Source organism: Cohnella suwonensis (genome assembly GCF_042655365.1).
Lineage (GTDB): Bacteria > Bacillota > Bacilli > Paenibacillales > Paenibacillaceae > Cohnella > Cohnella suwonensis.
The window spans coordinates 104,833-127,135 of record NZ_JBHSMH010000007.1; the positions used below are offsets into that span (position 1 = coordinate 104,833).

The window sequence follows — 22,303 nt, forward strand, 5'->3', positions numbered from 1 at the left end:
CCCTCCTTATTTGCTTGTTTCATTCACATACGGATTGAATTCATTGGTATATAGGTCCTTCGCTTGGTAATCGCCTTCTTTTAACGTCCCGTCTTTGACCAGCCAATCGATCCACGTTTGGAATTCAGACTCGGCAATTAACCCGCCTTTGCCGGCGATTCCCGTACTTTTCCAATACTTCACGGCGGAGGCGTCTTCTTTTCTTCCGCGAATGTTAATGATTTTCTCGAAACGGGCGATCACTTCATCCCGGGGCGTTACACGCTCCCATTCGATGGCTTTGGCGGTTCCCTCAACGAATATACGCACCGTATTCGGGTTTTCTTTGATGAACTTCTCCGTAAAGACATAGCTGTCGCCGCTGAATTTGCCGAACAGATCGATATCCCTGAACAACGGATAAATGCCTCCGCGCTCTAGCGCTTTATCCCGCAAAACGCCATTCAAAGTAGCTACGTCAACCTGCCCGGCACGCAGCGCCTGTTCCGAAGACACCGGCGGAATGACGACGAGCGTCACTTTGCCAATCTCATCCTCGGTCAATCCCCCTCTGCGCAAATATTCCTTGATCATAAACTCGCTGTGTCCGCCGAGCGTATTGACCGCTATTTTTTTGCCGATGAGATCGCGAGCGCTCTTGATTGGACTACCGTCCAATACAAAGTATCCGCCCCATGTATTCTCGTCGACGCCAGATTTTGCTACGACCGCTTTAATGGGCGCATGAGCGGCAATCAATTTGATGATCGCGCCGTTAAATGCTGCGCCAAAATCGAGATCTCCCGTAACCGTCGCTTGAATATCTTGAGGACCGCTGATCGTATTGCCGATATACTTCAATTTCAACGGCCCGAAGTATCCCAAATCTTCTGCCAATTCGGGGAAAGTAACGGATCCGGCGCCGCCTTGATAACGAAGTTCCGTCACTTCTGGCTTACCGTCGTTCGATGCGCTTGCGGCTGCGGCTGACGGTTCATTTTTCCCGCATGCCGTTAGCAGGATAGAAGAAGCTAGGATGAGAACAGAAGCGAGCACTGCCGATTTTTGAAATGCGTTTTTCATTGAATAACCCTCCATGTATTGTTTTTGTAACCTTTGTTCATGAATTAGGCGTCGTTCGTTTTGAGTTCGTTTAGAAAATGAAATCGATCAAGCGAAGCGGCCGACTTACGTCCCTTACCCCAACCGATCGTTTCGCGATAACTTCCGATCAATCCGCTCTCGATAAGCGTATCCTCTTGTAAGACTTGATTCTCCTCCGGCAAAGGGGAGACATACATGGCGTTCGCCGGACAGTATAGCTCGCACATATAACAAGTCTGACAATCGGACTGTCTGGCGATGACCGGATAGTCACCCTCTTTATCGAACACGTCCGTCGGACACACTTTGATGCACAGATCACACCCCACGCAACGCTCTTTGCTAATAATCTGAATCATATGGACGCTGCCCAACTTTCTCCATTTTAGTGAAACTGCGGTCTAAACCGGATCTCATCTACTCCTTTAGCCAATAATCGATATCGCATGCCAGGATTCTCATCGGGATAATCGTCCCGGACGTGCATGCCCCGCGACTCTTTCCGCTCCAACGCGCTTGCATACATCCATCGGGCGGTCGCGATCATGGCGGCCGTTTCTCTGGCTCGAATGACGTGTTTCACGTCATGATGCTTAACCAGTCCATTTCCGGTATGTTTCCATAGCGCGTCTAGCAGGTTTAAAGATTGGACGAGACCCTTCCCCGTCCTGAACAGATTTTTGTTATAGGGCATGACCTCATTTTGCACAAGGCCGATGATCTCGTTCGTATCGAAGCTTCTGTCCGTCCCATTGGAGGCGTAACGTTCGCGCTTTAACGTTCCGGTCGTTTTCCTTCCCGCTGTCCCATGCGATAATGCATATTGGGCGGCCGCTTCTCCAGACATGCAGCCCGAGCTAATCGCCCATGATGCGTTTATTCTGCCGCCACCGGTCGTTCCGCCCGTTACCAACTCCCTCGTAGCCGCATCCCCTGCCGCATAGAGCCCGGGCACGGACGTCGCGCACGTCTCATCGATGAGATTAATCCCGCCGGTTCCTCTTACCGTCGCTTCCAGGCGCAAAGTAATGGGGAACTTATCCACGAAAGGGTCCAATCCCAGTCTATCGAACGGTACGAAAAAATTAGGTTGCGTCTGTCGCATGGCCGATTTGATTTGATCGGCTCCTTTCTCAAGACGAGCAAATACAGGCTGATTCATTAACTCGGCTGCCAAAACTCTCTTATTCGCATTCTCGATCTCGGAACCGTCCTTCCGATAGTATCTGGCCCAGTGGAATAAGTAGTTCTTCGTAACGGAAGAGAAACTGGCCCCTAGTCCATACTCATTCGAAAATTCCATTCCCGATAGCTCCGCGCCCGCTTCGGCAGCCATCAGATTGCCGTCCCCCGTAAGGACGTTGCAGCCCAGCGCCTTGCTTAGAAACGCGCACCCGCCTGTAGCTATAATGACGGCCCCGGCATGCACGGTCCAATCTTCCCCCGACTTCGAATTCACCCCGATCGCGCCGCTAACTCTATCGCCTTCGGTCAGCAGCTTTAATGCGGGACTATGATCCAGTATCTTCACTCCCGACTTGGCTACCATCTTCCTCATCAGGCGCATATACTCCGGCCCTTGCAAGCTTCTGCGAATGGGAACCCCGTTGTCGTCGGTCGGGAACGGATAACCAAACTCGACCAACTTTTTCGTGCCGGCATCATTGTAGAAATTGAGCTTTTCCAGCCAACTTCTGCTCGCCAGGCCGTTTCCCTTTCTTAGACCTTTGTCGAATGCCGCCTCTCTTTGTTGCGGGTCCGAATGGATCGCCCACAGCGTCGTGCCCGAGGGGGCAGTTGCCCCGCTGCTTCCGCAGTAACCTTTGTCTGCCAGGACGACCTTCGCTCCCAATGAAGCCGCCGTGTAGGCAGCCCATGTTCCCGCGGGCCCCCCGCCCACGACAAGCACATCCGACTCCATTACGATCGCTTCATTTCCCATAAGATGATATCCGTCCTTCCACTTTTCGTTGACCATTTATTCTGATTGGATTAGTATGATTTATAACAACGTAACATGAAGGAATGAATAAGATCAATATCATAAACCGCAATGATCATCCAATGATCGCCAATGGTTTTGATTTCCTTTATTTGGGGGTGTTTGCTTGAAGAAGCCGTTAAATTTGCTCACCTTGCATGAAGCCGCCGATCTGCTGCAAATTAGCCGTACTACCCTTAACCGTTGGCGCAAGGAGAAGGGACTTCCCTTTATCAAAATCGGCAAAGACGTTTTTATCGACGGAGATCGGCTGGCTTTCTGGGTACAAGCCCATTCTCATACCTCTCGCAATGAAAATCAAAAAGCCAATCAACCGCAATCGGTCACGATCGGTTATCAGAAATTCAATGCCCATTTATGGAGTTCCCTGATCATCAAAGAATTAAAGTGGCTGGAATCCGAACTGTCGAACTCCCCTTCTCCAGTCCCCGTTCATTGGTATGAAGCCTCAAACGGCCCCAAGCTAATAGAGGAAATGATCGCGGGAAGAATACAAATCGCATCCATTGGAGATTATCCTTTAACAAACTTATATAAAATAAATATGTTTCTTCCGAATTTCAGAGCCAAGTTACTTGCTTTTGATGGGAAGAGCAAGAAAAACAACGGGATTTCGCTGGTCGTCTCCAATCATTCTTCGATCCATGACCTTTCGAATCTTTCTTCTTATTCAATCGCAACGCTCAAACATTCAAGTACATGGTATCGCTTATATAAATCATTAGGCGCTGAAATCGACGGGATTAAACTATTAGACCAAGGCTTAAATGAAACCATGATGGATATCCATTATCGGCAGATTGACGCGGGCGTCATGTGCGAGCCTTTTCCGACTCTCGTCAAATATAATCAAACAGGGAAAATTGTTCCGATCGAAGGGGCAGACGATGATTATCTTTCGGGGATCGTTGCCGAGGATCATTGGGCAAATCATAATAATGAGGTCGTGAATGCCTATTTGAGGGCTCACCTGAAAGCTCATCAATTAATCCGAACCAACCCTTTATTCGTTGCGAAACTAATAGCATCCGTAACCGACTTCCCGCTGGAAGTTGTTTTTCATGTACTCTCTATCATTCGATGGGATGCCGCTATCTATGACCGCGACTTGCAGACATTAAAGAATATCGGAATGCATTACTATCCTGTTCCTTATCCGATAGCGAATAATAACGATCATCACTACATTAACGATAGCTTTCTGCACGTTGCCGTGGAACAGCTAAATCTTCCGATGATGCGAAGTTCTTTATTAGACGGCGACTGGATTAAGGAATCCATTTATTAAATAATCGCCTTTAGGGCGAAATCAAAAGGCGCCTCGGCGCATTACTCCATGTTAAACGTAAGGAATATCGAGAAATCGGCGTGAACATCGTCTTCTTCGCGTTAGCTGTATTTGTTGCGATAGGTCGTTTTTAATCCGACGTATCTAAATCTGTTTTAGCCGATTATCTATAAGGTTTAAAAGCCACTTTTGTTCTCCGGGGATTTTCTCTCGTAACCTAGCAGCCGCTACAGGCAACATCCAGGAATTGATGCTTTCGAATCTGATATTTGCTAGCCTACAGTATTCTTTCAAGTAGACTCTGTTTAATATTCTTTTAGCTATACGAATTGGAATAGTCATGACTAAAGGTGTTCCCGGGGGATTAAAAGGGGAAAGAAACATTAAGGAAGTTCTCGCCACATCGCACAGCGGATCCCCAATGTTTGCGTTAGTCCAATCAATCGCAATTGATTTGTTTTTCGTCATTAAAATATTGTCGGGATGAAAATCGCCATGGCATATCCAATTACCTTCCGGTAATGTTCGAAGGAAATTACAAATGATCTCTTTTTTCTCTTCCAATATATCTTTGGCCTCATGAATCGCTTGTTCCAACCTATCTTTTTGGCGTGGGAGCTTTGCCGTGGAACATTGATGAATGCTAAGATGAAGTCGTGCCATTTCTTTTGCATACTTTAAAATGCTAGAAGGGGAAGCTTGCATCATGGTAAACATGGACGACCCTGGGATTCTTTCGTAGAGAAGACCTCTCCGGCCTCCCTCTTCCAACATCTCGTAAACACTTGGAGCAGGTACCCCCGCTTCTTTAATTGCCATACCGATTTCGGCTTCATAACGAACCCAATCGGGCTGGTACCAATCGTAATAAAGCTTTAAAACTTGATGATTCCCCCATTCAAAGACTTCAGCACTCATACCTTTTCCTATCAATGCACCTTTTTCCAATGTCGCCCCTCCTTATTAACCCAAACGTTCGAGCAAGGCTGTCGAGGACAACCCACTGTTCCAAGAACGAGGCATGTTAGCGAGAAAATACGCCAACTACGAATTGTTCGCATTTCCAAATTATAGTAGTATAACTATTGTAACCAATATCTGTTGTGGCCGCCACTAAGGAGGAATAATAGGGATGAGAAAAAGGGAAATCGGTAAAACCGGATTGCTTGTCAGCGAGACCGGCATGGGATGCATGCCGCTTTCGATTACGGGCCGGCCCTCGGAAGCAGACGGGATTGCCACGATTCATCATGCGCTGGAAGCAGGCATCACCTTGTTCGATACAGCGGATTCCTATTGTTTGAATACATCCGAGATGGGCCACAATGAACGCGTTATCGCCAAGGCCCTCAAGGATCATCCTGATGTAATCGTTACGACAAAAGGCGGTCTTCTTCGGCCTGACGGCGGCTGGGCATTCGACGGGCGTCCCGAGCGTCTAAAGGAAGCTTGCGAGGCCAGCTTGCGCGCGCTTGGCACAGAATCGATCGACTTGTACCAGTTTCACCATCCCGATCCGAAGGTGACGTTTGCCGATTCTATAGGCGCTCTTGCCGACTTCGGCGCAGCAGATCGCGCTTGCGTGGCTGCTTCAGCTTTCCCCGGTCATCATACCAATTCCGGGTGCAAGCCGCAGCGCTAACATCGTCAACTGTGCCGGGGCTTCGGACATTACGCTCACGCAAGCGGAGTTCGACCGTCCGAATGCGATCGCGTAAGGATCCCGGCAAGCTCGGGCCATGGTGTAATACGGTTCGCCTTATAATTATGGTAAAGCAATAAAAGTCGCCACATTGGCGACTTTTATCTCTATGTGAGTTCATTCCACTTATTGACCTGTTTTGGTGGTATATAATTGATGATTTTATTAATTAGAAGTTCTGGTTCTTCTTCGAAAATGACCAACCCCAAGTTTGTTTCTTGCATGAACCCCGATTTAACTGCTTGTTTAAGCATTTCGGCGATGGGTTGATAGAAGCTTAATACATTTAAGACTCCGACTGGTTTTTTATGAATGCCCAATTGCGACCAACTGATTACCTCAAACAATTCTTCAAATGTTCCTAACCCGCCTGGCAATGCAATATAAGAATCGGCTAGTTCCGACATTAAGGCTTTTCTTTCATGCATATTTCCAACTTCATGTAATTCCGTTAAACCGGAATGGACCATTTCGCCTTTGAAAAGGTTTCGGGGCATTACGCCAGTGACTTTGCCTCCGGCAGTTAATACCGCATCAGCAACTCGTCCCATAAGACCTATTTTTGAACCGCCATAAACTAACTCAAAATCTTTTGAAGCAATTAATTCTCCTAATTGTATCGCTTTTTGTTCATATTCAGAACTTAATCCAACGTTTGATCCAGCAAATACACATACCCTCTTCATAAAAGTTCCTCTCTATTCTTTGATGTATCTCTTGTTAAGCTTATTTTTATGTACTTCTAAAATTTCGTCAATTGCAATATTATACATGCTTGCCAAGATAAATACATTCCCCAAGACATCCCCTAACTCCTCGATTAATTCCATTTTTAATTTTTCTTTGGATTTGATATGTTCATCTGGTCGATCTCTTCCGATTTCAATTGCCCTGATTGCTCTTGCCGTTTCCCCAACTTCCTCCATTAGGAATCCAATTCTTTCAAAAGGACCGTAGTTGGACCATCCACGCTGATCATAAAAATTTTGTATCCAAACTTGATTTTCCGACTCTTTCATAAAAGTTTCCTCCCATTAGCTATTTCTAAAGAGTTGTTACTATTATAGCATTCCTTTTTCAATACGAATTCCCACTCTACGCTTTAACTGACTTCTCCCGCTGGACGAACGGGTGAGACAAATTAGCCACTGATTATTAAAAGGGCAGTCTCCAAGGTCTGATAGACCTTTGGAGACCGCCTCTTGTCGTCTACTAATACTGATTCGAAACCGGGATCGGATGCTTATAGTACTCCGTGGCTTGCATGCGCAGATATCCGCCGTCGTCGTCGGTAGAATCGGCAATCCGGTCATTCGTATGGACGCTGCCGTCTCCCCAGCCGGAGGAGAACGTCTGCGGCTCGGGATTGTAGTAGTCTTCCGATGCTTCGCCGTCTTTGCCGTTGTCGTCCATCCGGTTGTAATGCGAGGTCGAGCCGGGCTGACCATGACCGAACATAAGGCCGACAACGCCGATATCGATCAGCTCCTGCAAATGCCCGAAGAAGTACTCCGCCTTATTGTCTTGGTAGTGGCCCGGCGTATTGTCCATCGCGCGGTACACCTGGTTGCCGACCGGTATTTGCCACAGCATCACTTTTTTGCGGGTCGTTTCGGATGCGGCTTTCACGAACTGCTCCCAACGATGGAAGTTCGGCAGCGTCAGGTTGGTGCGGTCCAGCCAGTAGCCCCTCGGTCCGCCCGCATCGTCGTCGTCGATGTCGTTAAAGATGAAATCGTACGGCTTGATGCCCGCGGGAACGGTCTGCACGCCGCTCTGATTAGCGAATTCGCCCGCCAGCTTGCCGAACGCCGCAACATCCAAATCCGGGTTCGTGTCCCGGCCGACGTCGATCATCGTGCCCCAGCTGTTGACGTGGGGAGCCAGAATGACGTTCGGCGCGTACAAGTCGCGCAGACGGAGCAGCGCCCAGTTGTAGCCCTGGAACGTATCGGGCAGATCGGCGAGCTCGGGCATCCGGGTGCTGGATACCGCAGCTTTCAGGAATGCCGGGTTGTTGCCTTGGTCCGTGCATTGTCCATAGCAGCGGTTGTTGTCCAATACCGCTTGCTGCGCGTAACCGGCCAGATCGGGATCGACGTGGACGATCGCCGTTTTGCCGATGCCCGCTTTGCCGTTGTAGTTGCCCGTGCCGATCAGTTGCATGAGCAGCTTGAATTCTTCGAAATAAGAGCGCATCGTGTATTCGTCGTTCAAGGTGATGATATCGTCTTTCGCTTCGTCGCTATCGCAGTTCAGGCAGTCGGCGGAAATGCTTTGCAGCATTTCATAGAACGTCAATACCGGCGTGTAGCCGCGATCGGTCGCGTTTTTCGCGTAGCTGTAAGCATAAGCGCCTTGCCAGTCGCCGACGTTGTACTGATCCCACGCCGTCCAGCCTTCCTTGTTGTTGACGCCTCCGTTCAGGTAGCGGTAAGCGAGATCCCACGGCAGTCCCGTTTCCGGCATCCAGCCGGTCAGACCGTAATCGTCGTTGTTCGTCGCGAATACGCCGAGCTTCAACGTATTCGGCAGCGTCGGCGGTACCGCCGGCTGCGGAGCGGCCGCTTCGACCGGGGATACGACCTTAAAGGAAGCCGCGCCTTCCCGGTTCAGGATCTTATAGGTCATGTCGGCGTTATAAAGCTCGATGTCGACTTTGTAATCGCCGTCCAATACGTATTGGATCATCGGTTCCTCGCCGGAACGTACCTTCGCTTCGTTCATCCGGATCCATTTCGGCAGCTTCCAATCGATATTCAGCGCCGCTTCTTGGCCTACGGACACGGGCTGGTTCCGCAGCGTTTCGCTATGGACCGACTTGCCGGTCAGCACGTCGATAAAGTCGACCTTCATCGACACGACGGACGGAGCCGTGCTGCCTACGCGGGCATTGACCCGCAGCGTCTGTCCCGCGCTGATCTCGTTCTGGGCCGTCGTCGCGGAAAGCGCGTAAGCCAGATCGATGCCGCCCGTCAGCTCGAATCGCGCGGCTTCCGGATTGCTGTAGAACACGCGCACCCCGTCCGATTTGGCGACGGAAACCCGAAGATTGTACTCGCCGTTTACGGCTTCGGACGACGGCGTCCATTCCAGCGTATAATCGTTCGTTACGCCTATGACGAACGACGAATCCGCGAACTCTTGTCCCGCGACTACGTTGCCCGCCGAATCCAGCAGCTCCAGCTTGACCGCGGCCGGAAGCGTCTCGCTGCTCGTCAATTGCGTATGGATCGTCTGTTTCCGGCCCGGTTCGATCGAATCGAAGGCTACGGTACTCGCATGCGTAATGTCCGGAATGACTCCCCAGTCGACTTCGAAGGTTGCGGCGCTATCGTTCCAATGATGATGGCCCCATTCCGTTTTCCAACCCGCTTGGAAAACCCCGACCTTCACCGTATAAGGACCGCGCTGCTGGGAGGTCGGGATGTTCCAAGTCACCGGAATCTGTTTCGGAACGTTCGGCTTGAAATATTGATCGTCCAGGAAATACTGATAGACTTGGCCTTGCGCGTTGTAAATCTCAACGTCCACCAGCGCTTTCGCGTAATTGTCGCTAACGACATTAGCCGTAACGGTGACCGGATAGCCGGCTTCCGCAGATGCCGCTACCGTTGCGCCGGTCGTCCAATTCGCGATGGCGCCGTTGTCCGGCTGATCCGGATCCGAAGAGCCGGCTTCCACGGCGAACTGCGCGGCGGAAGCATTGCTGAAGAGAATTTGAGATCGGTCGGCGTTATAAATGGTCGTTTCGACCGTATACGCTCCCTCTGCCGCATCGCTAGGAATCGCCCAATCCGCGATCAGGCTCTTCTGCTGCTGCGCCGGGAACGACTCGCCCGGGAAGTCCCGGCTAAAGACGGCTTGGCCTTGGGCGTTCACGACTTTCACGTTGACGAAAGCGGTAGTCGCCGCGTTGCTTGCGGCCGTGACCGTGATGGTTTGACTAGCTCCCGCTTTCATCGTCTGCTGGGCGACGGTTGCCTGGGAGACGAACTGGATTTGCGGCAACGAGCCGTCCGTCACTTGCACGGACCCGGCGCTGGCGTTCCAATGGTAAGGACCTTCCCAATTGTTTCCGAAAATGCCGATTTCGATCGGATAACGTCCGGTGGCGGTATTCGCGGGAACGTTCCAAGCCACGGGAAGCTCTAGCGGGACGCCGGAGGTCAGCGTTTGACGATCGAACACCGCTTGCGCGATCGGAGCGTTCGTGTACGGATCTTTAACGACGACGTCGATCAGTACGGACACGTCTTTGTCGGCCGTAATTCGCGCGGTTAGTGCGGCGGTTTCGCCGGCTTTTACGCTCGATGCGCTAGCTACGGCACGGGTAACGTAGGCGGCGGATGCCGCCGGATCGGTTTTCTTCACTTGAAGCGACGCCAGGCTCGGATGGCTGTAATAGGTTTGCGCGCCGTCCGGGCTGGTCACCTCCAATTGAATCCGATAGGAGCCGGCTTCCGCATCGGCCGGGATGTTCCATTGGGCCGTGACGGCTTTGGCGGCGTTAGCCGCGAAGGCCAAGCCGGCGAACGATTCTTCATGCACTTTGGCGTTCGAGGCGTCGAAGATCGCCATGCTCGCCGAAGCGCTGGCCGCCCGGTCGCTGACGAGGTTGGCCGTGACCGCGGCGGTGCTGCCCGCCGCGGCCGCGGACGGGGCGTCGACGGTCGCGGTAAATCCGGGAGGCGCCGATTCGGACTGAATCGTTACGGGCGCAAGGCCCGAATCCCAACTGTACATCCGGTCCCAATCCGCCCCGAAAATACCAAGGCTGACGCTATATTTGCCCGCCGGAAGACTGTCCGGCACGACCCATTCGACCGGATATGCCGTCGTGGCGCCTGCCGTTACCGGCAGCTGGGTGAGCCATTTCTGATAGACCGCCGCTCCGCTCGCTCCGACGATTTGGAACTGAACGTGAATCGAGCGGGTAATCGCGGAGGCAACGGCGACATTTAACGTGACGGTGTCGCCGGGCTTTGCGGTTTGAGCGCTCGCTTCGACTTTCGCGGAAATTTCGGAAGCCGCGTTCGCTTTTCCAATAGGATAGAAAGATAAAAGCTGGGCGGCGATGAGTACGATGGCGAAAATCAGCTTCGCCGGCCTTGCTTGCGTGAACCGTTGCAACAACATACATGAATCTCCTTTTGCGTATAGGATCTATGCCTCGTAAATACACTGCATTGAGATTCATTGTACATGGCGCATTTGCAAAATTCTGTTACTCCCGTTACAAAAATGCGTTATCTGTAACGGCAAGTTTCGGGCAAGCAAAAACGTCTCCGACGTCCTTGGACGTATTGAATCGAACGATTGCATAAACCGCTATGTGCGATATTTCGTACAAAACTTCTGCGACGGGGTGCCTCGCTCACCACTTTGTTCGATATTTCGTACAAAACCTTTGCTACGGACTACCTCGCTCACCGCTTTGTACGATATTTCGTACAAAACTTTGCGACGGACTGCCTCGCAAGCCACTTTGTACGATATTTCGAACAAAACTTCTACGACGGACTACCTCGAACGCCACTTTGTACGACTTTCCGCACTTCACCAAACAAGCAAACACGCCTTCGTCGTACTTAGACGCTGAAGCAGCTTTGCGTAGGTATCAGATGAGTACAAAGGAAATTGAAAACTTATACTTTCTGACACTCTAAAGCAAAGGACGCCGAAATCCGGCGTCCCTTGTTGTCTACTTATTGGCAATATAAATCTGCACCTCATAATCGAGACTCCTATGAGTGATAAATCGCTCTCGGCTTAACAATACCTTCGATATCGCGGCCGGCAAGTTCATTCCGTTCGTCGATACGCTCTATAAGTATTCTATCTTTAACCTTATCAATCGTTATGCCGACTCGTCTATGAGCGGTTCCGACTTCGCGTAATCCGTTTATATTCCCATTCTGGTCGCAATCGCGTTCGTAGGAATCGGGATCGCCGTCTTCCAACGCAAAGAGATCAAATAACAAAAGGAGGAACAGAACATGCCGATCGCCATCGCAGCATTATCCGTCGCGGCGGCAGTGTTCTGCCTGCTCCGACTGCTTTTGGTCAAAAAAGAGGTCCGCAGCCTTGAGTGAACGCGATTCGGCATGCCTCCGGAAAACTGGATATTGGCCTCGCCGTGCAGGAGGGAACGGCTGTCTTGTCACTGGCGAACAGCGCTCCGCACCTTCGCGGATCGGACCCTGAGCTGTTGTTCAATGGCTTTTATATGGCCGACGAGTCCCGGTCCGGGCTCAGCTCCGGACTCGGCCTATCCATCTCCAGAGGTTTGATGGTGAAGATGGGAGGAAGTCCGGCTGAAGCAAACGACTGGCATGATCAGCATGTCGCGAAGTCGGATAGACTTTATTCCCTTTCTTAGGATAGGCAACGTATAGATGACCGCCCTCCTCTCCGAATTATTGCAATGGCGTGTAGAAGCGGCAAGCCATCTACTTCTCGAAGATCATTCGCGTCCCCATTTCCAAGCTAGTCACCGAATCGGGTCCCTAAGTTCAAGCCCGACCATAAACCACTCGATCGCTTGCACGAAATCGAGCGGGAGCGCGGTTGCCCTCAGGTAAGCCGCCATTTCGCGGGCGATTTGCTCCCGGTCGCTGCCGAAGCGCTCCACCAGTCGGGCCAAGTGCTCCCAATCTCGAATATCCAGACGAAAAGCCTCCTTATCGACGGGTTCTCCATGGGATTCGACATAAATCTCGGCATCATATTCGTACATACGGCGGATCAGCCTCAGAAAATTGGCGCTTGTGTAAGAGCGGGGGCCGCCGTAGACCGACGGTCCTAACGCGTCACCGAGGAATAACGTTCGATCCTCTCTCACGTACAGTAAGCAGGAGTCCTCCGCGTGGTCTCCACCTACGTGCTCAATGTCGCAGACGACGCCGCCAAGATCGATGCTAAGGCGACTCTCGAATACGATATCCGGCTCAATCACTTGAATCCGGCGATCCGCCCCGTACTCGAGCTTGATGTGGGCGACTGAACTGTCGCTGATGATTTCCTTCTTCACCAACGATTCCAACGTGTCATCAGACCCATCCAAGCCCTTTAATTTGCGAAGGGCTTGGGCCGTTTCCGTATGCGCGATCGAAGGAATGCCCCACTCGGACATGCCGAACGAGTGATCCCAATGCCAGTGAGTCAGAACGAGCAGGTCAGGCGGCCTGACCCCTTGCTTTGCAAGCCCCTCCCGGAAAAGCATGGCATGAGCCGGCGAGTTGCCCGCATCCATCAGAAGCGTTCGCTTCGATCCGACGATAGCAGCCAGAATCGGACGGTCAGGGAACATTAGATTCCGGCTTTATGGGTTCCCGGTTATATTTTGGTTAATGACCAATTGATCAAATGTGACTCGGCAACCTTCCCCAGTCGGGGATTGCGCAACAAGGCCCACCTTTAACTCCTCCTGGCATTCCAGTCCAAAATATCTGATGAATTCCCACTTTTGTCCATCCTCCGAATAATAAAAGGTAAAGCAGTTCCCTGCTCTGGCTATTCTGAGATAGGGCTTGCTCGCTTCCGCCTTGCACGAGATACAGTCATCCGAATTGTTATTTGTGACAACGCTTATAATGGTGGGTTTGTTTTCATAATACTCGAAACAAATTTTCGCCCAATGGCGATCATCCGACATAACCATCAAACATCCGGAGTCATAGGGAGCTTTCATCTCCGCGCCGACCCTTGTTACCATATTAAAATCTCCGTGGACCAAAGTATAAAGAAACGGCGCGGTTGATCTAACCGATTCTCCTGATGGATCTATGAAAAAATCCGTCTTTGAAGGCGCAGTGATCTCCAATGATCGGTTCGCGTTAAAGCTCCAAGTATCGGGCTCGTTCATCCATTTCAATTCCTGGCATAAAGTCTTTTCAAAACACCGATCAAACAAATTCAATGCCTATCACTCCTTTTATTACGTGTATTTGTGCCAATTTTCGAGAGCAAATGTTTGTTTCGCCTCTTCCATTGTACTACTCATTGACGGAAGAACCCACTCGATCCACCAAATGGTTCAATAAGAGCAGGCCTGCATCGTCTTTTTCAGAGGTTAGTTTTTTGAATTTCTGAATTTCCGTATTTAAACCTTGTAATTCGTCATCAAATTCTTTCTCTGCCTCTTTAACATCCTTTGGAGAGGAGGCTGCAGCGCCTTTTTGCTTCATTTTCACATACTTGTTCATGTAATATTTTAAGAATCCGATTTCTCTGTTACCGTTATGCCCCCACATTGTTCCGCCACCATAAGTCTCCTCAATCATTCCTTCTTCCATGTTAGGGGCCAGCACTTTACGACACAGTCGGATGTTTACTTCTTCTTGGGTAGTTTTCTTCTTAAAATAAGCAACAACGTCACTGACCATGGTTATGTCCCCAGAGGAGTAAAGGCTGCTATCCAAATCAAGATCCGAGATAAACTCCTTATCCTTCTGTATAAATACCGTTGGAACCGTAAATGGAACATTGCCCTCTGAACCTGGGCCGGTTAAGTAATCGGCCAACACAATAACATCTTTTTTGCCATCTTGATCGATATCTTTGAAGGATACCAACTTCAGGAGATTCCTGAGATGGAATGATTGTCGGAATCGTCTCATACGATTCTCCGCGCTTTTTGTACAGCTTCCTTAGCGACTGTCCGCTACAGGCACTCCGAAATTCGGTGTACCGTCCTTGTTCCAGATAAATACTTGGGCGCGCGTATGCCGATTCGGATCGTATAACGGATCGCCTACGATTTCTTTATAATTACGGGCATGGTATACAAGCACATCCCGTTTGCCGTCTTCGGTAACCGTAAAGCTGTTATGTCCAGGTCCGTATTGTCCCGTTTCCGCGTTGCTTTGGAACACGGGCGATTTGGATTTACCCCAGGAAGCCGAATTCAGCAATTCGCTTGACTCGTCAGCCATGAGCATTCCCATCGCATAGTTCGCATCCGTTGCACTGCCGGAGTAAGTAATGAAGATTTTTCCGTTACGTTTCAGCACAGCCGGACCTTCATTCACCCAGAAACCGATGATTTCCCACGGGAATTCCGGCTTCGACAGCATCGCTTGCTCTCCTTTTATTATCCATGGATTTTCCATCTCAGCGATATATAAATTCGAATTTCCATAAATATTCGGGTCTTTCTGCGCCCACACCAAATACCGTTTGCCGCGATGCTCGAAAGTAGTCGCGTCGATCGAGAACGTTTCCCACTTCGTCTTGATTGGACCTTTCTCGACCCATGTTCCTAACATCGGATTCTCCGAATCGTTCTCCAGTACGTAGATGCGGTGATCGAACGGCGCATCCACTCGCGCTGCCGCGAAATAGATGTACCATTTGCCATCAATACGATGAATCTCGGGAGCCCATATATGCTTGCTCAATGGGCCGCTTTCCCGCTTCGTCCAGATAACGACGGGCTGCGCTTTATCCAAGCCCTGAATCGTCTTCGAACGGCGTAGCTCAATTCGGTCGTACTCCGGAACCGATCCCGTAAAATAATAGTAGCCGTCTGAATGCTTGTATATCCAAGGATCGGCGCGCTGCTTAATAATCGGATTCTTATATTCGGGTTTCGTCACAGCCAACGCTTCGTGATCAGCGCCCTTCTGGCCAATGAAGCTGCATATAACGATTACAGGCAACATAAGAAGCACGTAAGTAAGCAATCGCAATATCTTTTGCATCTCACCGATCCACCTCTTTGATCATTCACATAGGATCCAATCTCATGAGATCCTGCTGTCATTATGCCCCTTATCGCCTTTTTATGCCCCACGGCTGTCACGACATATAACGCTTATGACGTAGAATGTGGTGGTCCACCGAGGTTTTTCTGTATTTTTGCGGGGTAATTCCGTACACGTCCTTAAAGCACTTGATCAGGGAACGGCTGTCATTAAAGCCTGCCTTCATTGCGATTTCCAACAAAGAGATATCGGTGTACACCATCAGCTGATAAGCGTAGAACAGCCTTACGCGCGTTAGATGCTTTTTGAAGGTGGATCCCATATATTCCTTGAACGTTCGTGCCAAATGCTCCTTGGAAATCCCGTATTCGCGGGATAGCAAGTCCAGCGTAAGCGTTTCGTTATAATGATCGTCGATGTATTGGATGATCATTTGGCAGCGGTTCCAGTATTTTTGGGATTTAAAGGTCAAGGAAGGCTTTTTTTCAGTCATGAAGCCGTGCATCAGAATATACAAAATTTCATAAAAAACGCCGTTTAATTTTAACTGGTAAAACGGTTCGGAAGCCCGCTTTTTGAATAACGGGTATGTTTCCATAAACAGAGTAACCAGCTTCGCATAGTCCGGAGACGCAACGTCTAAGCTAAAGGCATATTTTTCAATATTCGGATTGGCCTGCTTCAGCAAATCGAACGGAAAAATAATGGTCATCGCCTCGTATGCTTGCGATTCAAGAACCTGGCAGCTGTGCAGCTCTCCGCTATTAATCAGAATCAATTCCTTTTCTTGAACGACAACTTTGTTTCCATCGATATGGTATATACTCTCACCTTCAAGCATTAACGTTAATTCCAAACTACGATGCCAATGCTCTTTTACCATAGATATCCCATTTTCCGAATGCAAATACATCCAAGCCAGGAAACCTTCGGGAACTCTTATATTTTCGTGATCGTAGTTCAACGCTATCACCTCGGAAATATCAATTTATTGCTATAAACGGGCTAATAAAAGCAATGAATTTTGATCTCCATTTTATATAATGAAATTAAGCAAGTAAAGTATATGTAATAAAACATGACACAGGAAAATAAAGGGGTCTTTCGCATGATGATGAGGCAGCGGAGGAAGACGAGAAACAACGGCATGCTGCGCGACCATGTTTTGTTTCTGGGCCCCTCGATCGTTATTTTTTTGATCGTCGTTGCGATTCCTTTTGCCATCAGCTTGGTTTATTCCTTTACCGATTGGAACGGCATATCCAATGACATCCGATTCGTCGGAATGGACAATTTCCGCGATATTTTCTCCGGCAAAGTCAGATTTCTGGATTCCCTCTGGTTCACCTTGCGTTTGACGGTCGTCAGCGTATTTTTCATCAATTTGCTGGGGCTGTTGCTGGCCGTCGCTTTGACCTCTCGGCTTCCGTTCCAGAGCTCGATGCGGGCCGCGTATTATTTGCCGCAGACGATGGGCGGATTGATTCTCGGATTTATTTGGCAGTTTATATTCGTGTCCGGCTTTCCGGCGATCGGCGACAAGCTGCATCTGAATTTCCTGACGCAACAATGGTTGGGGACGGAAAACCACGCGTTCGCCGCCTTGGTCATCGTCAATGTCTGGCAAAATGCGGGGTATGTCATGGTCATTATGATTGCCGGTCTGAGCGGTATTTCCTCCGAGCTGACCGAGAGCGCCAAGGTAGAAGGCTCCAGCTCGCTTCACACGCTGCTACGGATCAAACTGCCTCTTTGTCTCCCCTATATGACGGTTGCCCTCTTCTGGACGTTGTCCAGCGCCTTAAAGATGTTCGAGATCAATTTGTCGCTAACCAAAGGCGGCCCTTACGGCTCGACCACTTCGATGGCTTTGAACATATACAACGACGCCTTTTCCAACAATAAGTACGGGCTTGCCACTGCTGAAGCGTTCGTGTTTTTCGTGATCATATTAGCGTTCACTTCGGTCCAGATGTATATCAGTCAGCGGAAGGAGAAGCAGCTACTATGAAGAGCAGACACCTGTCTACATCGATCGGATTTCTGCTCGCGGCGGTGGGAGCCCTCCTATTCATCGCCCCGCTGTGGATCATGTTCATGAATTCCTTCAAGCCGCTCAATGCCATTATCGCCGATCCTCTCGGGTTGCCGTCGGCATGGAAATTCGATAATTATACCGCAGCTTGGAAGGTTCTGAACATTCCCCATGTGGTCAAAAATACGGCGATCCTCGCACTCGGCGCCGTATGCGGCATTCTGCTTCTGTCCACCATGACCGCCTATTGGTCGGAGAGGCATCCTACGATCTACTCCCGCATCTTCGGTAATTTGATTATGCTGTCGGTGCTGATTCCCTTCGTGACGATAATGCTTCCGCTCGTTCGGGTAATGAAGTTCCTGCATCTGAACAATACCCTCTTTGGCGCGGTACTGACTTATTGGGGCATCGGTTTTGCCTTCGCTTATTTTCTGATCCGAAGCGGAGTGAAGACCCTCCCCTATGAATTGGAAGAAGCCGCCCAAGTGGACGGATGCGGGAGGATCTACATTTTCTTCCGAATCGCGTTCCCGCTGCTTGCGCCGACGGCGTTCAGCGTGTTCATCATGGACATGTTCTGGGTATGGAACGATTTTATGATCCCGCTAGTCCTGCTGAACAACGAGACGCATAGTACCGTTCAGCTCGCGGTCAACCGCTTGTTCGGCATGTATAACAGCCGTTGGGATGTCGCCCTGCCTGCTCTATCCATGAGCATGCTTCCGATAATCGTTGTTTTCGTACTGCTGCAAAGGAGGATTGTCGGAGGCGTCATGGCGGGCGCTGTCAAAGGTTAGGTTTTACAAAAAAAAACGGGAGGTTTGGAGAATGAAGAGAACAAACAAGTCACGCTCGGTTTTATATGCCGTTTTGGGAGCGCCGCTGCTGCTGGCGGGGTGCGGAGAACAATCGCAGGAAGGCGCGACGGCGAGCGCTTCATCGGCAAGCGCCGTCAAGACGATCCATATTTATCAGTCGAAAATCGAAATTGACGAGGCGCTGAAAAAAACGGCGGCAGCCTATACGGCGCTTCATCCGGACGTGCAATTCCAAATCGATTCGATCAGCGACAATTATTCGACGGGACTAAAGACCAAGCAGGCTTCCGGTGAATTGCCCGACGTCTTTACGATTATAGGCAATCAGGACTTGAAGCTGTGGCAATCCGAGCTGGAGGATATTTCGGATCAACCTTGGACAAAGGACATGATCGATATCGCCAAAAAAGGCATTACCGGCGATGACGGTAAAGTTTACGGGATGCCGGTATCGGTGGAAGGCTACGGTTATATATACAACAAGCAGCTTTTCCAGAAGTCGGGAATTACGGATGTGCCCCTCACGCTGACCGCGCTCAAAACCGATGTCGATCAATTGAAGTCCGCCGGCATTCAGCCGTTGATCGGGGCCTACATGGACTGGTACCAAGCCGGCAACTTCCTGGTGACTATGGGGATCGCCCGCCAGCCGGACCCGGAGGCCTTTATTAAAGGACTCTATGACGGTTCGTCTACCTTCGTAGGCAACGACGTTTTTAAGCAAGTAGCGGAATTTATCAAGTACGATTATAGTCAGGGCAAGAACGGGCTCAGCACCAACTTCAACGCCCAGACGACCGCGATGGTGAATGGCGATGCGGCCATGACGCTGGGCGGCAACTGGCTGCAACCGACGTTCGACAGCGCGAATAAAGGTCCCGATATGGGGCTTATGCCTCTTCCGGTCAATGACAAGGCCGATGAGAACGACAAATTGTATGTGGGCGTGACCGGCTATTGGGCGATCAGCAAAAATTCCAAAGTGAAGCAAGAAGTCAAAGACTTCATGAATTGGCTGGTCACCACGCCCGAGGGCCAAGCCCATATCACCAAGGATATGAAGATGATTCCGGCCTTTAGCACTTTTACGGCTAACGATGCGGACATCGGCTCTCTGGGAACGGATCTCTCCCGCTATGTGAAGGAAGGCAAAGTATACGGCTCCTACAATTCTTATTATCCGGACGGCGTCGCGCAAGCCTTCGGCGAAGCGGTGCAGAAGCTTGTAGCGGGCAAAGCGGATACGGACGGCTTCTTGCAAGAATTGCAGAATGAATGGGACAGGCTTGTAAAATAAAGATCGGCATCGGAAGGAAACGAGGAAGAGCATGAACAGCGAATTGGACAAGCTGGTAAGTCGGATGTCATTGCACGATAAGGTGATGCTATGTACGGGAGACGGGTTATGGAGGACAAAATCGCTTGAAGACTTAGGAATCCCCTCCATCTTGATGAGCGACGGCTCCAGCGGCGTTCGGTTCCAGAAAGGTTCCGATGTTCATAGGGAAGCATCCTTCTATGAGTCGATCAGCGGGAGTTTCGACAGCGAAGAGGCGTTGGCGATGACCCACGAGGCGACCTGCTTCCCTTCCGCCTCGACCGTGTCCTGCTCCTGGAACCCGGAGCTGATCTTCGAGATCGGCCAAGCGATCGCGAACGAATGCCGGCGGCTGGGCATCCACCTGCTGCTCGGTCCCGGCATGAATATCCGCAGGCATCCGCTGACGGCCCGGAACTTCGAATATTATTCGGAGGACCCTTATTTGACAGGCGAGCTGGCGGCGGCCATGGTGAACGGAGTACAGGCAAACGGCGTCGGCACCTCGCCCAAACACTTCGCTTGCCACAATTCGGATACCAAACGAACGCGCGTGAACGTCACCGTCGAGGAGAGGGCGCTGCGCGAAATCTATCTGGCCGGCTTCGAGCGGGTTGTCCGCAAGGCCAAGCCCACGACCATTATGAGCGCGTACAACAAGATTAACGGAGTGCAGACCAGCGAAGATCCGCTGCTGCTAAACCAAATTCTGCGCGAGGAGTGGGGGTTCGACGGAGTCGTCGTCAGCGACTGGGGAGCGATCAAGGACATTGTCGCCGCTACCCGGGCGGGGCTCGATCTGCAGATGCCGTTATCCTTGAGTTCGTCCGCTTATCTGGAGGAAGCCGTACTCAACGGGGAACTCGACGAAGAGCTTCTCAACCTTCGGGTTAAGCATATTTTGCAGCTCGTCGGCCGTCTGACGGAGCGATTCAGCCCGCTGCCCGAAGTCGATTATGCCCGGCATCACCGACTCGCCCGGGAGGCCGCCGAGGAATCCATCGTGCTGCTCAAGAACGAGGACGGGCTGTTGCCGTTAAGCTCCGGCAAGATCAAGAAGCTGGCGGTCGTCGGCAGGCTGGCCGCCGAGCCCCTCTATCAAGGTACGGGCTGCGCGATCGTCAACGCCCGCGAGGTGGACATCCCGCTGGATCACATCCGCAGCCTGTGCCAAGGGCAGATAGAGCTCCTCTATGCGTCCGGCTATTCCTCCCATGGCGACGCCGATCCGTCGCTGCTGAGCGAGGCCACGGCGATCGCGCGGGAAGCCGACGCGGTTCTGGTTTTCGCAGGCGCCTACTTGCCCGAGGAGAGCGACGATTATAACCGCACGGATATGAACATCGAGCCCGGGCATGAGAGGCTGATCGAAGCCGTCTGTGCGGCGAACCCGAACGCGGTGCTGATTCTGGCTAACGGAGAGTCGGTAGCTATGCCTTGGGCCGATCGGGCGAAGGCCGTGGTGGAGACTTGGTTCGGCGGAGAAGGGATGGGCGAGGCGCTGGCCAAGATCCTGTTCGGCGCAGTCAATCCTTCCGGCAAGCTGTCCGTGACGATACCGGAGAAATTAAGCGATACGCCGGCTTTTCTGAGTTTCCCGGGCAATCAGACGGAGCTGCACTACAGCGAAGGAATCTATGTCGGATATCGCTATTATGACAAGAAGCAAATCGCTCCCCGTTATCCGTTCGGCTACGGACTGTCCTATACGCAGTTCGAGTACGGCAATCTAGTGCTGTCGCATACGGAATTGAACCTTCCCGGCGTTCTGAAGGTGTCCGTGGACGTTACCAATGCAGGGCCGGTTTACGGGAAGGAAATCGTGCAGCTTTACCTGGCGCAGCCGCAGTCGAAGCTGCCCCGGCCGCCGCAGGAACTAAAGGGGTTTGCCAAAGTGGCGCTGCTGCCCGGGGAGACCCGGACGGTCACGTTGGAGCTCAAGGAACGGGACTTCGCCTTGTACAACCCCGAATTCGGTAAATGGGTGGCCGAGACGTCGGCGTATGCGATTCGGATCGGCGCTTCCAGCCGGGATATCCGGCTGACGGCGGACGTTCGAGTGGTCAACCCGGCCAGCTATGTTTCGAAGGTCCGAACGGACAGCGGCTTTACCGAGTTGTTCGAGTCCGAGGCGGCCAAACAGACCTTTTACCAGTTCCTGGTCGAGAACGGCTTAATCACGCCGGACATGGTAGATGACAAGCTGGATGAAGCGTTAAAAAAGGCTTTCTGGGGAATTCAGTCCTATATGGACATGAATTCGGCGGGAGTCATCACGTACGAGAAGATGGAGGAAGTCGTACAGCGGATCAATGCCGAGCTTGAGAGCACCGAAAAGGAATGATAC

General features: G+C 51.0%; 20 protein-coding genes. 8 read left to right on the top strand and 12 right to left on the bottom strand.

Annotated elements, in window-relative coordinates; genetic code table 11:
* Positions 1-6: 6 nt before the first annotated feature.
* From ACFPPD_RS05325 to ACFPPD_RS05335, 3 genes are read right to left on the bottom strand one after another with little or no spacing between them, the layout of a single operon-like run.
* Complete coding sequence (locus ACFPPD_RS05325; protein ID WP_209746519.1) at positions 7-1,062, bottom strand: ABC transporter substrate-binding protein; 1,056 nt, start codon at positions 1,060-1,062, stop codon at positions 7-9.
* A 44-nt stretch (positions 1,063-1,106) separates the two neighbouring features.
* Positions 1,107-1,442, bottom strand: coding sequence for a 4Fe-4S binding protein (locus ACFPPD_RS05330; RefSeq protein WP_209746521.1), 336 nt, complete (start codon positions 1,440-1,442; stop codon positions 1,107-1,109).
* A gap of 26 nt (positions 1,443-1,468) precedes the next feature.
* Positions 1,469-3,025, bottom strand: a complete 1,557-nt coding sequence (locus ACFPPD_RS05335) for an FAD-dependent oxidoreductase (protein ID WP_209746523.1) — start codon at positions 3,023-3,025, stop codon at positions 1,469-1,471.
* A gap of 166 nt (positions 3,026-3,191) precedes the next feature.
* Between ACFPPD_RS05335 and ACFPPD_RS05340 the strand changes: the two genes are divergently transcribed.
* Entirely contained in the window at positions 3,192-4,373 is a 1,182-nt protein-coding gene (locus ACFPPD_RS05340) for a helix-turn-helix domain-containing protein (RefSeq protein ID WP_209746525.1), read from the top strand.
* Positions 4,374-4,517: 144 nt separating this feature from the next.
* Here ACFPPD_RS05340 and ACFPPD_RS05345 read toward each other — a convergent pair whose 3' ends face one another.
* The gene (locus ACFPPD_RS05345; protein ID WP_209746527.1) at positions 4,518-5,321 is read right to left on the bottom strand and encodes a phosphotransferase family protein; all 804 of its coding nucleotides are present in this window, start codon (positions 5,319-5,321) and stop codon (positions 4,518-4,520) included.
* 184 nt (positions 5,322-5,505) lie between these two features.
* Between ACFPPD_RS05345 and ACFPPD_RS05350 the strand changes: the two genes are divergently transcribed.
* Positions 5,506-6,015, top strand: coding sequence for an aldo/keto reductase (locus ACFPPD_RS05350; RefSeq protein WP_209746529.1), 510 nt, complete (start codon positions 5,506-5,508; stop codon positions 6,013-6,015).
* Entirely contained in the window at positions 5,990-6,091 is a 102-nt protein-coding gene (locus ACFPPD_RS05355) for a hypothetical protein (protein ID WP_378081487.1), read from the top strand. Before ACFPPD_RS05350 ends, ACFPPD_RS05355 begins: the two co-directional genes overlap by 26 nt.
* 91 nt (positions 6,092-6,182) lie before the next feature.
* On the opposite strand, the gene ACFPPD_RS05360 is transcribed toward ACFPPD_RS05355, so the two are convergent.
* The 3 genes from ACFPPD_RS05360 to ACFPPD_RS05370 form a co-directional block, all read right to left on the bottom strand.
* On the bottom strand, positions 6,183-6,761 hold the full coding sequence (locus tag ACFPPD_RS05360) for an LOG family protein (RefSeq protein ID WP_209746531.1): 579 nt from the start codon (positions 6,759-6,761) through the stop codon (positions 6,183-6,185).
* A gap of 12 nt (positions 6,762-6,773) precedes the next feature.
* Positions 6,774-7,094, bottom strand: a complete 321-nt coding sequence (locus tag ACFPPD_RS05365; protein WP_209746533.1) for a MazG nucleotide pyrophosphohydrolase domain-containing protein — start codon at positions 7,092-7,094, stop codon at positions 6,774-6,776.
* Positions 7,095-7,287: 193 nt separating this feature from the next.
* Complete coding sequence (locus ACFPPD_RS05370) at positions 7,288-11,214, bottom strand: hypothetical protein (protein ID WP_209746535.1); 3,927 nt, start codon at positions 11,212-11,214, stop codon at positions 7,288-7,290.
* Between the two features lie 952 nt (positions 11,215-12,166).
* On the opposite strand from ACFPPD_RS05370, the gene ACFPPD_RS05375 reads away from it, so the two are divergent.
* Positions 12,167-12,457, top strand: a complete 291-nt coding sequence (locus ACFPPD_RS05375) for an ATP-binding protein (RefSeq protein WP_209746537.1) — start codon at positions 12,167-12,169, stop codon at positions 12,455-12,457.
* 111 nt (positions 12,458-12,568) lie between these two features.
* Here the strand turns inward: ACFPPD_RS05375 and ACFPPD_RS05380 are convergent, their stop codons facing one another.
* From ACFPPD_RS05380 to ACFPPD_RS05400, 5 genes are all read right to left on the bottom strand, one after another.
* Positions 12,569-13,387: an MBL fold metallo-hydrolase gene (locus ACFPPD_RS05380; protein WP_209746539.1), complete on the bottom strand. Its 819-nt coding sequence runs from the start codon at positions 13,385-13,387 to the stop codon at positions 12,569-12,571.
* Between the two features lie 12 nt (positions 13,388-13,399).
* Positions 13,400-13,996 carry a DUF1349 domain-containing protein gene (locus ACFPPD_RS05385; RefSeq protein WP_209746541.1) on the bottom strand — a complete coding sequence of 199 codons (597 nt, stop codon included), beginning with the start codon at positions 13,994-13,996 and terminating at the stop codon, positions 13,400-13,402.
* A gap of 76 nt (positions 13,997-14,072) precedes the next feature.
* On the bottom strand, positions 14,073-14,651 hold the full coding sequence (locus ACFPPD_RS05390) for a hypothetical protein (protein WP_209746543.1): 579 nt from the start codon (positions 14,649-14,651) through the stop codon (positions 14,073-14,075).
* A gap of 75 nt (positions 14,652-14,726) precedes the next feature.
* Positions 14,727-15,779, bottom strand: coding sequence for a glycoside hydrolase family 43 protein (locus tag ACFPPD_RS05395; RefSeq protein ID WP_378081439.1), 1,053 nt, complete (start codon positions 15,777-15,779; stop codon positions 14,727-14,729).
* Positions 15,780-15,876: 97 nt separating this feature from the next.
* On the bottom strand, positions 15,877-16,746 hold the full coding sequence (locus ACFPPD_RS05400; RefSeq protein ID WP_209746545.1) for an AraC family transcriptional regulator: 870 nt from the start codon (positions 16,744-16,746) through the stop codon (positions 15,877-15,879).
* Positions 16,747-16,890: 144 nt separating this feature from the next.
* On the opposite strand from ACFPPD_RS05400, the gene ACFPPD_RS05405 reads away from it, so the two are divergent.
* From ACFPPD_RS05405 to ACFPPD_RS05420, 4 genes are read left to right on the top strand one after another with little or no spacing between them, the layout of a single operon-like run.
* On the top strand, positions 16,891-17,793 hold the full coding sequence (locus tag ACFPPD_RS05405; protein WP_209746547.1) for a carbohydrate ABC transporter permease: 903 nt from the start codon (positions 16,891-16,893) through the stop codon (positions 17,791-17,793).
* On the top strand, positions 17,790-18,617 hold the full coding sequence (locus ACFPPD_RS05410; protein ID WP_209746549.1) for a carbohydrate ABC transporter permease: 828 nt from the start codon (positions 17,790-17,792) through the stop codon (positions 18,615-18,617). The genes ACFPPD_RS05405 and ACFPPD_RS05410 overlap by 4 nt, the downstream gene beginning before the upstream one ends.
* 31 nt (positions 18,618-18,648) lie before the next feature.
* On the top strand, positions 18,649-19,935 hold the full coding sequence (locus ACFPPD_RS05415; protein WP_209746551.1) for an ABC transporter substrate-binding protein: 1,287 nt from the start codon (positions 18,649-18,651) through the stop codon (positions 19,933-19,935).
* Between the two features lie 31 nt (positions 19,936-19,966).
* The gene (locus ACFPPD_RS05420; RefSeq protein ID WP_209746553.1) at positions 19,967-22,300 is read left to right on the top strand and encodes a glycoside hydrolase family 3 C-terminal domain-containing protein; all 2,334 of its coding nucleotides are present in this window, start codon (positions 19,967-19,969) and stop codon (positions 22,298-22,300) included.
* Positions 22,301-22,303: the final 3 nt, after the last annotated feature.

What these genes read in the sequence shown, in the direction of transcription:
- ACFPPD_RS05325 (WP_209746519.1), bottom strand. Translation starts at nt 1,062, where the DNA reads ATGAAAAACGCATTTCAAAAATCGGCAGTGCTCGCTTCTGTTCTCATC.
- ACFPPD_RS05330 (WP_209746521.1), bottom strand. Translation starts at nt 1,442, where the DNA reads ATGATTCAGATTATTAGCAAAGAGCGTTGCGTGGGGTGTGATCTGTGC.
- ACFPPD_RS05335 (WP_209746523.1), bottom strand. Translation starts at nt 3,025, where the DNA reads ATGGGAAATGAAGCGATCGTAATGGAGTCGGATGTGCTTGTCGTGGGC.
- ACFPPD_RS05350 (WP_209746529.1), top strand. Translation starts at nt 5,506, where the DNA reads ATGAGAAAAAGGGAAATCGGTAAAACCGGATTGCTTGTCAGCGAGACC.
- ACFPPD_RS05360 (WP_209746531.1), bottom strand. Translation starts at nt 6,761, where the DNA reads ATGAAGAGGGTATGTGTATTTGCTGGATCAAACGTTGGATTAAGTTCT.
- ACFPPD_RS05365 (WP_209746533.1), bottom strand. Translation starts at nt 7,094, where the DNA reads ATGAAAGAGTCGGAAAATCAAGTTTGGATACAAAATTTTTATGATCAG.
- ACFPPD_RS05370 (WP_209746535.1), bottom strand. Translation starts at nt 11,214, where the DNA reads ATGTTGTTGCAACGGTTCACGCAAGCAAGGCCGGCGAAGCTGATTTTC.
- ACFPPD_RS05380 (WP_209746539.1), bottom strand. Translation starts at nt 13,387, where the DNA reads ATGTTCCCTGACCGTCCGATTCTGGCTGCTATCGTCGGATCGAAGCGA.
- ACFPPD_RS05395 (WP_378081439.1), bottom strand. Translation starts at nt 15,779, where the DNA reads ATGCAAAAGATATTGCGATTGCTTACTTACGTGCTTCTTATGTTGCCT.
- ACFPPD_RS05405 (WP_209746547.1), top strand. Translation starts at nt 16,891, where the DNA reads ATGATGATGAGGCAGCGGAGGAAGACGAGAAACAACGGCATGCTGCGC.
- ACFPPD_RS05410 (WP_209746549.1), top strand. Translation starts at nt 17,790, where the DNA reads ATGAAGAGCAGACACCTGTCTACATCGATCGGATTTCTGCTCGCGGCG.
- ACFPPD_RS05415 (WP_209746551.1), top strand. Translation starts at nt 18,649, where the DNA reads ATGAAGAGAACAAACAAGTCACGCTCGGTTTTATATGCCGTTTTGGGA.
- ACFPPD_RS05420 (WP_209746553.1), top strand. Translation starts at nt 19,967, where the DNA reads ATGAACAGCGAATTGGACAAGCTGGTAAGTCGGATGTCATTGCACGAT.